The sequence below is a fragment of the Citreicella sp. C3M06 genome (assembly GCF_018860705.1).
Classification (GTDB): domain Bacteria; phylum Pseudomonadota; class Alphaproteobacteria; order Rhodobacterales; family Rhodobacteraceae; genus Salipiger.
Genome location: NZ_JAHKQA010000008.1, coordinates 1 through 7,799, shown reverse-complemented (window position 1 = coordinate 7,799; position 7,799 = coordinate 1). Strand labels below are relative to the sequence as shown.

Here is a 7,799-nt window from a genome sequence, read left to right as displayed (position 1 = left end):
ACCCCGACCGCCAGACCGCCGAAATCCAGATCCGCATCGCTATCATGAACCGCTTCTCGGCCCTCGGCAGGGCCGAGATCAAGGCCATCGCCTGAAAGGTAACGGGAAAGGGGATCGTTCCCCGTTTAATGATTTGCGCAACAACGCCCAGCCGCATACTCCGGCGTTTCGCCTTCGACCTTTGATCGCATGTTTCTGACAGGCTGATGCCTAGGCCACCCCGCCGTGGGGCTCCCCGGCGCTATGGGTGCTGTTTTCGGAAGTTCTCGAAGTGGAATTCGAGGCTCTTGGGGGAGACTTCATCTGTGACGGTTTTACCGCGAAGGCTCTGGTAGTCCGGCGATGCGATCCGGTCTGAAACCTCGATAGCCTTGGTCTCGGGGTTGATCGAAATTAGGTGCGCGTCAAAGAGTTTGTGAATGTCCCTCCGCAACAGAAGCCCATTCTCGGGCTTGTCCCGGTCGGCAAACCGCTCCGCGTAGGGGATGATATGGGCGGCTTCCAGAACCGAAAGCTCACTTGTCCCGGTGATCGCGCAGCGGTTCGAGCGCTTGCTCAATAGGGCCTGCCGGAACGCGCTCTGGTATCGCCGCAAGACCACTTGGCGCAGGGCGGTGGCGTCTTCGATCTTCTCAAGGTTCAGGGGCTCGTGCGGGTCCGGGTTCTGGTTCTCATATTGCGCGATTTTGTGGGCCTTTTCCCGAACGGCGGACAGAAGCGAGTCCACGTCGCTGTCCGAGATCGGCCAAATCCGGCTGTGGCGGCTCGCTCTGATGCTGGCAATGAACGTCCCGTCATCCTTGTGCGCTTCCAAGAGTTCCTTCCCAACCGGGCGCTCGAAAAACACCGCGTCCAGCACCCGGACACGGCGATCCGGCTGCATGGGGCCGAACTCCACCACGGCCGTCAAACCCCGCCCGTGCTCACCGTCCTTCTCCTGCTCATGCAGCCACACGAGGCCCCGGAAGCCGTTGGTCAGAATCTCGTCGGCATAGCTGTTCTCTTTGTGAAGCTCGGGTAAAGCTGCGTCCCGCCCGACCCAGCTTTCGACAGTGCGGCGAACGCCCGGGACTCCGAAAAGGTCGATTGCGCTGGATTTGACAAAGAACTGAATGTCCTGCCGCCGGAACTCCTGCACCTTGCTCGCCCCGAGCTTCAACCGCTCCTGCGCGGCGGCGATCACGTCCGGGGTGAACCGCTCGGGGTATTTGATGACCAAGGCTTCATAGCTCTGATCCGGGTCAACCTCCTCGAACCCGGCGGAAGCGTTCAAGACCCGGGAGGAAATCACCGAGACCGCGCCCAATGCGTTGATGTCCCGGGGTTCATACCCGAGGCCCGCCCGCTGGCCTTGGCTGCGCTTGACCTCCTGCCAATGATCGTAAACCCGGGCGAGATCGTTTTCCAACGGATCGACGCTATCTCTCAGGGCTTTCAAAACTTCAGACATGCGGACTCATTCATCTTGGTTTTCGCAGCGATCTGTTTCATCGTCTCCCTGATTGTGCTCACGATCAAGCGGCGATCCCTCAAGCAGACTTGGTTGAGCAATGTCTCTAGCAGGCAAACCTCCTGCCTTGGTGAGAGCATCCGGCATCATACAGGAGCGGCCATGAGGTGCAGGTCTCAGAATGGGTCAGGACGCCTCTTGCAGGTAGCGGTAGACACTGGACCGCGCCACGCCCAGCGCCTTGGCTATGGCTGTAGGGGTCATGCGCTTGGCACGCATGGCGTTCACCTTTTCCCCGTCTATTGTCGCGGGCCTGCCCTTGAACGGGGAGTCCGCACCCTTGGCCAGCGCCGCGTCGATCCCTTCCCGTTGCCGGGCCTTGCGGATTTCCGTCTCGAACTCCGCGACGGCGGAAAGCATGGTGAAGAACATGCGCCCTTCCGGCGTCGTGGTATCAATCGCCTGTTCCAGCACCCGCAACCCGACGCCCTTTTTGGTCAGGGTATGGGCAATGTTGTGCAGGTCGCGGGTAGACCGCGCCAGCCGATCAAGGCGTGTCACTACTAGCGTATCACCCTTGCGGATGCCGCGCGTCAGAAGATCGTCCAGCGCCTGTCTGCCGTCCCGTTTCGTGCCCGTGGCCTTTTCGCTGTATAGGTGTTCGTCACTGACGCCCGCAGCCCGCAACGCGGCAACCTGCACGTCCAGCTTCTGCCCGACCGATGAAACCCGCGCATACCCGATCAACTCGCCCATGATTGTCCTCTTTCGTCCTAATAGGCTGTCCGATAAAGCGGTAGCGTCCTAAAAGTGATTACACAAGTCTAATCGGACACTTTGAGGCGGTTTTCGCGCGTCCCGTCCGAGTATACTCTATTAGGTCACTTGAAACGCGATCGTTGGCTCTGCTCTATCGCGAGATCAACCGCACCTAGGTCTGTTCAAGTCTATATCGGTAACGTGCGGCCTAGGGCCGACCTTCATGCCAGCCGCAGCTAAATGACCGATCCCAGCCCTTTTGCGATATCCATGCAAGACGCAGCGTGACGCAGAACGGTGTCTCCAGAGGCGGGAAGCGGCTGCCGCGGCAAAGTCAGGTTAGGAAGCATGAGCAAAGAAAACATGTTTATGCATGATGATCAGGTGCTCTTATCCAGAAGAATGACCGCGCTCGTACCAGTTGCTTAGATCATGGGTTGGTGGCAAGGTCTCCGCTAAGCTGACCAACTGCTTCAAGATCGTATCTTGAGAACCTAAAGGATAGAAGTTGACTAAAGTCACCATACTGCATTTTTCCGACATCCACTGGCACTCTCGAAATGAAGAAAGCGTCAGGACCGTTCAAAAGGCGATGATTGAGGACATCGTAAGTCTGAAAAGAAACGAAGCCGTAAAATTTGACTTAGCACTTTTCACTGGAGATCTCGTTCTTGTTGGAGAGAATAAAGAGGACTTCAAGACTGCACATAGCAATGTCTTGCGTCCAATTTTGGATGCCGCTGAATTAAGTGAGGATCTCCTTTTCATTTGCCCTGGAAATCATGATGTATCAAGAAGATTAGTTCGAGAAGCTGATTTTATAGAGCAGGGCCTGAAAGTCAGTTTGAAGTCAGTCGACGCAGTCAACCAACATTTGCGTCGCCTAGACGAAAGCGACGTTAACGCAATGCTTGCAATGAGCCGCATGAGTAACTTCAACGAATACTATGATCAGACTTTCCAGAAAGCCGATGCGACCTCCGGGACTGTGAAGGTCCATAGAATTAACGTCAATAATGTTTCGGTTGGCGTTGCCTCTTTTGACAACTCTTGGAGGGCGACCGGCGAAGCCGGAGGAGTTGATCGAAATCATTTGCTGCTTGGCGAGCGAAACGTTGATTTCGCTGTAGAACAGCTGGCAGACGTTGACCTAGCCATCGGTATCTTCCACCATCCTGGATCCTGGCTCGCCGAGTTTGATGCCGCTTCAGTTCAACCTCGCCTTAGTGAGGGATTCGATCTATTGGCGTATGGGCACGTTCACGCTACCGAGCCCGAAATCAGGACGACCGTGAACGGGAATGCTCTGATGAGTCAGAGTGGAAGCCTTTATGCTGGTAGAGAGTACTATAATGGCTATCAAATCATAGAGATTGATCCAGAAATATGTAGAGCGGACTATCGACTTAGGACTTACTTTGACAATCCGGGCCGAAGATTTGGCCCGGCAGAAAATATTGTCAGCAATGGACGAGCTTCTTTTGAGTATCGACCCACTCGTGGAAAATATGACCCGCATATTGAGCTCGCACTACGGGAAATACGTCCAGAGGTACGTCGCCTAGCTCTTGATCAGCTGAATATATCGGATCTGGGGGCAGAGTTCAAATCTGATCCGCACGATGCGTTTATTTGTCCTCCCATTTTTGAAAGTGGGCAGGAGGGTCAAGATCATGAAGTTCGTTCCGAAGAAGCAGACGCAAGCGGAGAACTGTCTCCGGAGCATGGTCCCCGAAAAGAACTTTCCCTTTCAGATATATTGGAGAGCGACAGAAGCTACCTCTTGGTGGGAGCTAGAGAGGTCGGCAAGACAAGCCTCGCGCACTATGCTGCCGTCCTTGTCTCTGAAGGGCAAACAGACAAGCCGCGGATACCAGTAATTATAGACTACAGGAAGTTTAAAGGAAACCTATACTCTCTCAAGAGGCTTGCGGCCGCGTACCTCGGGCCTCTTAAGAGCGGGTTTGATTTTGAAGCAGCGCTGGAGAATGGAAGCGTCGTCATTATAGTCGATAACTTTGATGGGCTTGACCAGCCAAAGAAAACCGAGCTCCAATCTCTTATTCTGTCCACACCGAGTGCTAAATGGATTCTCCTATCTGATAGCCGGTTTGGCGCTCTAAATAAAAGGGCAAATGGCAACGACCTTCTTGAAGGTGTTAATATTGCGAGCATATCTTCGCTACCAAGACGCTCAATTAGGACAATAGTAAGGCGATGGTGTGAGCGAACCGGGGCTAGCGATGAAGATACATTTACAACCATTATGAGCCACATCCGCGATAGTGACCTTCCTAGAACGGGCTATATCGTAACCATGCTGCTTTGGGCGTTACACCAAAACAACAAACTCGACCGTATCAATGAGTCGGTCTTGATCATGAACATGGTTGACTATCTTCTTGGCAAGGCGGACTTCCAAAGCGCTCTTGAGAGTGAGTTTGATGCGACATCAAAAGAGATAACGCTTCAGTCATTTGCATGTTTCCTTCGCGATCAAGGTGGGACTGCATCCTCCAATGATGCTACCCAGTTTCTAATTACTTTTTTCCGTGACAAGGGCCTCAGTTACGATGCGAGCTCAGTCCTCGCATCACTATGCGAATGCGGCGTCTTGTACGAAAGCGCAAATTCAATCAGCTTCAAATACCGATGTTTTCAAGAGTATTTCATTGCAAAACACATCGGAAGTTCTGACAAGCGCCTCAAAGAATCGTACTTGAATCGCGCCTTTCTAAGAAATCAACGAGAACTTCAGATTCTATCGGGCTTATCAAGGGAAAACGATGGGCTTATTGATGAAGTGATATATCAGCTTGAAAATTACTCTCCGCAGTCCATTGGTTCAATTTCGTTAGATCGATACGAAGACGTGATCGAGGAAGAGTCTTCAGTGGGAATCAGCCGTGAGAAATTGCGTCGGATAAGAAAAAAGAAGCTTACGGCCACGCAAGTTGACGACCTGATGGACGCTGCAGAAGCAAGGCTTGCGTCCAATGGTAAGCCAGAAATCTCAAGCAAGCCAAGATCTGATGTAGAAGGTGGTGAGAAGGTGTCCTCCGACTTAACACCTTCTTCGATTGTGGAAGACAATAGCTCAGTGCTGAGCCAACCGAATCTCAAGGTTACTGCTTTCATGAGCGCTCTATCTCTTCTGGGCAAAGTGCTCAGGAATTCGGAGTTTACAGATAAGGCTCGAAAAATCGACGGAGTGAGGATCTACACCCAGAATTCGGTTAGATTCTTTCTTTTTATGTATGAAGTTATCTCAGATGTTTTTTCAGACATGGTCGATGCCGTGAATCAGGATGATGCTGTTCTGGATGAAGAAGCAGTCCGAGGGTTGCATTATTTCTTGACGAAAAGAATGATGCTATTTGTGGACTCAAGAATGGTTGATGACTTGGCATCCGTGAAATTGATACCTGTGATGGAGGAGGTATTAAATTCGGCGGAGACTTCAACATCTGAAAAGACTTTCCTCGTGGGCGTCCAGCTTGATTGCCCAAATCCTAACTGGAACAAGCATTGGGCGAAGCACTCAAAAGAGTTCAAGAAGCATAGAATTTCCAATGAGTTCTTGGCGGACAAACTATGGCAGCATATCCACACGAAGGCTTTAGACACGAGGGAACAAAGCAAGGTCGAGCAAGCGGCGCTTGACCTGGAATTGGCACTTGGTCGGCCAAAAGCAGCGAAGAGCGCTATTCTACAGGGCATTCGATCTGCTTCTCTTGAAGGCAAAAGGCGCAACATAGATGAATAGACGTAACATCCTAGAGACAGCTCACCACAAGCTAGATCGAAAACAGTCTTCGTAACGCAGCGCTGCGGCGTCATTCGGTGGATGAGGGTCTGCTCGGTCAGGAACTTCGGCCGCTTCGTTCCGGGAATGCCTGACAAGATTGTCCGTTTCCTGCGCTTTGCTGACCTTTATGCCCAAAGCGGCGAACGGCTGGTTCCGCCGATACTCTTAGAAGGGGTCGGCGGCGTGGCTGTGCTGGGTGGCGCGAGGTTGTGAACTCGAACTGAGCGTCGCGACGCTTATGCGATCCACCTGATTGAACAATGCGCATCATTGTGCCTGCCCCACCTTGGCTTTGGGTCCTTCCTCGGTGGGAACACGCTGGGCGGGGACACCGACCCGCGAAACGTGAGCGATTTCAAATTTCTCGCAGTGAAGTTGGGCTAATTGAACCTGGGCGATGATGGCCGGCAAACGATCTTTGAACAGCACCCAACTTCCTGTTCCAGTGTGGGGCTTCGGGGCGCGACATGCGACAGCCCTAAAGGGTGCTGTCGCGTCGGTCGCGGCGTCCTCGGTTGGCGTTGGCGACAGATGCGCATTGTCGCGCGGTTGTCGTGTTCGGTCGCGGCGTCGAAGATTGATCTTCGGCCATTTTCAGATGCCGCGATTCGCTCCTGTGTCCGCCTGAAATGGCTGGTTTCCCATTTCGACAGACGCCGCCAACTCGGTAAAACCTGGCGGTATGAAGTAGGATTTTTCTTTAGATTCAGCAGGCATGGTTGCGCCCCCGGGCACCATTTAAACCCAAGATAAGATTGATCTTTTTATGCCTTAATGGGGTGGTTCCGCTAAGGTTTGACGCTTTTCTTGGTAGGTTTGACAATTTCTGCTCTCCTTTTGTTTTCTTCTTCCCAGACCTCGATGGTCGCGCGGTTCTTACGCGCCAAATCTGCGTCCTTCGAATAGTGCAGCCCCATAGCGGGCGACTTCTGCGCAAGAAGGTCTGAAATATCGCGTTCAGAACGCCCTGCCTCACGCAGCCAAGTTGCCATGGTGTGTCGGAGCCCCTTGGGTGTAAGGCCAGGTTTGATCGCACCCTTAGCCTCAAGCTTCTTCTTCAATCGCTGGAAGCTGCTTTGAAAGCCGTCATAGGTCCATGAACGCCCGCTTGAGCTCGCTAAGACGGTGAGCGCATCATGCTCCGGCATCCGTTGCAGCTCCGCTCTGAGCGTGTCGCCGATCGGCACCGCGGCACCGACTTTCGTCTTGTCACGATCTCTCCAGATTACGTCTCCCGCAACCTGGTCCCTGCGAAGTCCTAGGGCGTCAGTTGGGTCCAAGCCGGTACAGTGGATCAGTGCAAGGGCGCCCCGCATTTCAGGTGCTGAGGCTTCAAGCATCGCCTGAACCTCTTCGTAGCTCCAAGCCCGATTGCGTGCCGGCGCATTCTTTGGCCTGGGTTTTGGGATGACACCAGTGGCGAAGTTTCTGGAAATGTTGCCGTGAGGAATATTGTACTTAAAGACTTGGCTGATAAACACCAAGAGTATGTTCGCACGCCGCCAACCCATCTTGGTGGACGCCTTGTCATGGATGCCCGCAATAAGGGGCGTTGTAATCGAAGAAACTGGTGTATCCTTAATAGGGTGCAGGTAGTCTGCACTGAGCCTATAGTCTCTCTGGGTCGTAGCTGCACGATTCTGAAAATGTTCAGTCTCAAAGTAAAATTGCAGCAACGCACCCAAGGTCCCAGGTTTAGGGCGCATCCGCTTCTGAGCATCGTTGGCAGCTGCAATCTTCGAACACTCATGAAAGAATTCCGGACTAGGGTCAGGATGCATT

General features: G+C 53.0%; 5 protein-coding genes. 1 reads left to right on the top strand and 4 read right to left on the bottom strand.

Translation table 11 applies throughout. The features are described from left to right. Positions 1 to 241: 241 nt before the first annotated feature. Both KO516_RS03010 and KO516_RS03005 read right to left on the bottom strand, forming a co-directional pair. Positions 242 to 1,450 (bottom strand): HNH endonuclease, encoded by a 1,209-nt coding sequence (locus KO516_RS03010; protein ID WP_216002335.1) that lies wholly within the window; start codon positions 1,448 to 1,450, stop codon positions 242 to 244. A 186-nt stretch (positions 1,451 to 1,636) separates the two neighbouring features. After that, complete coding sequence (locus tag KO516_RS03005) at positions 1,637 to 2,206, bottom strand: recombinase family protein (RefSeq protein ID WP_216002334.1); 570 nt, start codon at positions 2,204 to 2,206, stop codon at positions 1,637 to 1,639. 511 nt (positions 2,207 to 2,717) lie between these two features. On the opposite strand from KO516_RS03005, the gene KO516_RS03000 reads away from it, so the two are divergent. After that, positions 2,718 to 5,975 carry a metallophosphoesterase gene (locus KO516_RS03000; protein WP_216002333.1) on the top strand — a complete coding sequence of 1,086 codons (3,258 nt, stop codon included), beginning with the start codon at positions 2,718 to 2,720 and terminating at the stop codon, positions 5,973 to 5,975. 309 nt (positions 5,976 to 6,284) lie between these two features. On the opposite strand, the gene KO516_RS02995 is transcribed toward KO516_RS03000, so the two are convergent. Continuing rightward, positions 6,285 to 6,446, bottom strand: a complete 162-nt coding sequence (locus tag KO516_RS02995) for a hypothetical protein (protein ID WP_216002332.1) — start codon at positions 6,444 to 6,446, stop codon at positions 6,285 to 6,287. A gap of 359 nt (positions 6,447 to 6,805) precedes the next feature. Further along, positions 6,806 to 7,799 (bottom strand): tyrosine-type recombinase/integrase (locus KO516_RS02990; RefSeq protein WP_216002331.1); only part of this gene is annotated, 994 nt, incomplete at its 5' end.